We start from the raw sequence: 2,952 nt of genomic DNA, 5'->3' as shown, positions 1-2,952 counted from the left end.
GCTCCCCCAGCTCCTCGACCAGTGCGGCACACTCTGTGCGCCGCTCGACGGCCGCATGCTGCGTCTCGGTGAGCTCCTCGCAACGGACGGCGAGCTCTTCCAGCTCGGCGCCCGCCTCGTCCACGGAGGCCTGCACTTCGAGGAGGCTGGGGGCGCCGGCGGAGCCGCCATGGGCGAAGTGGGCGCCGAGGAGGTCGCCTTCGGCGGTCACGGCGGTGAGGTCGGGGTGGGAGTAGACGAGGTCTTCGGCGTCTTCGAGGGTGTCGACGACGACGATGCCGTGCAGGAGGCGGCGTACGGCGGGCATGAGGTCGGCGGGGCCGCGGACCAGGTCTGCGGCGAAGGGCCGTAGCGCGTCTGCGGGGGTGCTGTGGCTGGTCGCGCAGTTCCCCGCGCCCCCAGGGGCGGCATCTCCTGCCAGGAGCAGGGTGGCCCTGCCCCCGTCCTGTTTACGGAGGAGTCTGATGGCGTCGGCCGCTGACGCGGGGGTCGCCACCGCGATCGCGTCCGCCGCCGCCCCGAACGCCGCGGCCAGGGCGACTTCGTGGCCCGGGGTCACCGTGAGGAGTTCCGCCGCCGGGCCGAGCAGGCCGGTGAGGCGGTCCTTCGCCGCGAGCAGTATTCCGGTGCCGTCCTTGCGCCGCAGGCCGAGGGACAGGGCCTCGTGCCGGGCCTGGGTGGCGGCGCGCCTCCGTTCCGCCGCCGTGGCGGCCTCGCGGGCTGCCGTGAGGGCGGCCTCGGCCTCGGCCAGCTGCTGCTTGGCGACCTCGTGGTGCTCGGAGAGGTCCGCGTCACCGGCGTCGAGGCCGTCGACCTCGGCCTTGAGGGCCTCGTACTCCTCCTGGGCGGCGACGGCACGTTCCTGCGCCTCGTCGCGGGCGGCGGCCAGGCGTTCGATCTCGGCCTGGGCGGAGGCCGCGCGGGAGCGGGCCGCGTTGACCTGGCCGCTGAGCCGGGCCAGGCCCTCGCGCCGGTCGGCGATGGCCCGGGCGGCGTCCTTCAGACGCCGTTCCTCCTGGGTGAGCGCGCGTTCCAGCTCGGCGCGGTGGGCGACCGTGTCCTCCAGGGCACGCTCGGCGGCCTCCAGGGCGGCCTCCAGCTCGGCTTCCTGCTCACGGATGCGGGCGGCCTCGCGTTCCATGTCCTCGGGGTCGCGGCCGCGCCGCTCCTCGGGGGGCGCGGAGGTGGCGCTCTTCACGCGGGCATCGGCCAGCGAGATCGTGCCGCGCACCCGTTCGGCGAGCTGGGAGAGCTCGTACCAGGTCTGCTGGGCGCGCTGGAGACGCGGCGTGAGCTGCCGGACCTCGTCCTCCAGGAGTGCCTCACGCTGTTGCGCCCTGCGCAGTTCCTGCTCGGCGGACTCCTTGCGCTCCTTCAGCGCGGCCTCGTCGGCGACCTCGGCCTGGAGTGCCTCCCGGAGCCGTACGAGGTCGTCGGCCAGCAGGCGCAGGCGGGAGTCGCGCAGGTCTGCCTGGATGACGGCGGCCCTGCGGGCGACGGCGGCCTGGCGGCCGAGGGGCTTGAGCTGCCGTCTGAGCTCGTCGGTGAGGTCCTGCACGCGCGCGAGGTTGGCCTGCATCGCGTCGAGCTTGCGCAGCGCCTTCTCCTTGCGCTTGCGGTGCTTGAGGACGCCGGCGGCCTCCTCGATGAAGGCGCGGCGGCCCATGGGATCGGCGTGCAGCACGGAGTCGAGCTGGCCCTGCCCGACGATCACGTGCATCTCGCGGCCGATGCCGGAGTCGGAGAGGAGCTCCTGAATGTCCAGGAGACGGCAGGTGTCGCCGTTGATCTGGTACTCGCTGCCGCCGTTGCGGAACATGATCCGCGTGATGGTGACCTCGGCGTACTCGATGGGCAGGGCCCCGTCGGAGTTGTCGATGGTCAGGGACACCTCGGCGCGGCCCAGCGGGGGGCGGCCGGTGGTGCCGGCGAAGATGACGTCCTCCATCTTGCCGCCGCGCAGGGATTTGGCGCCCTGCTCGCCCATGACCCAGCTGAGCGCGTCGACGACGTTGGACTTGCCCGAGCCGTTCGGTCCGACGACGCACGTGATCCCCGGCTCGAACCGGAGGGTGGTCGCCGAGGCGAACGACTTGAACCCGCGGAGGGTCAGGGCCTTGAGGTGCACGCCCCCGGACTCTACCGCTCGGGTTGGTCTCACTCCATGAACCCACGGTTTCGCCGTTGAACGCGCAGGGCACATCAGACGTTAAAGACGGTGAAAGGATGCGGGGGCAAGAAAGAAGGGACGCCGACAGGGCGTCCCTTGCACTTCTGACAACTAGGCGGTTGTGACGGGCGGCCCAACCACTGCTGTGCTGTTGTGGAGCGGTGCAGTGATCAGGTGAGCGCAGGCTCCGCCTGGTGTGCGTCAACGCTCTCCATGATCCTGTCGTGAGAAGCGGCAGCCGTCAGCGCTTCGTTCTCAGCCTGGATTCGTCCGAGCTCGGATTCCAGGTCCTGGACGCGCTGCTGGAGCCGTCGCATCTCGGCGAGGAGTCGAGGGTCGGAGCCGCCGACGTAACCGAGAAGCGCCTTTGCCATGATGGATGGTCCTCCACAATGCGTGACCGACCGCTGCGGTGTGGGTCGTGAGGGATTCGCACCCGCGGTCTTGGCAGGGCCTGGAGTTGTGCTGCCGTTCAGCCATGCCAAACAGCTAAGGTGCGCGGGGCTTTCAGCGTCTCACCAAAAAGTTTGACGGTCAACACGATCACGCCCCGTATTGGGGGGCGACCCGGGCACGCGCGGCCTGGAACGGCCGTACTGCGGCTTCTGCGGGGCCCTCGGGGCGTGGCGATCATCCTTGCGTGTGGAGCGGGTCAAGGCAAGCGGTTCCGGCAATCACCAGCGAGTTTCCGCCCGGGACGGCCGCCTGCGACCCCGCCGCGGGCGGCCACGGAGGCCGCCCGGCGGGAGTGATCACCGGATGGCGAAGCCGTCGTAGCCGCC

At 71.3% G+C, this 2,952-nt stretch carries 2 protein-coding genes; both read right to left on the bottom strand.

Annotated features, from left to right (window positions below):
- A partial coding sequence (smc, locus tag ABZ281_RS44470; RefSeq protein WP_356663980.1) for a chromosome segregation protein SMC occupies positions 1 to 2,128 on the bottom strand: 2,128 nt, incomplete at its 3' end.
- A gap of 212 nt (positions 2,129 to 2,340) precedes the next feature.
- Positions 2,341 to 2,544: a hypothetical protein gene (locus ABZ281_RS44465; protein ID WP_030852030.1), complete on the bottom strand. Its 204-nt coding sequence runs from the start codon at positions 2,542 to 2,544 to the stop codon at positions 2,341 to 2,343.
- Positions 2,545 to 2,952: the final 408 nt, after the last annotated feature.

The organism is Streptomyces sp. NPDC006265 (assembly GCF_040613555.1).
Lineage (GTDB): Bacteria > Actinomycetota > Actinomycetes > Streptomycetales > Streptomycetaceae > Streptomyces.
This window is presented reverse-complemented; position numbering and strand designations above follow the sequence as displayed.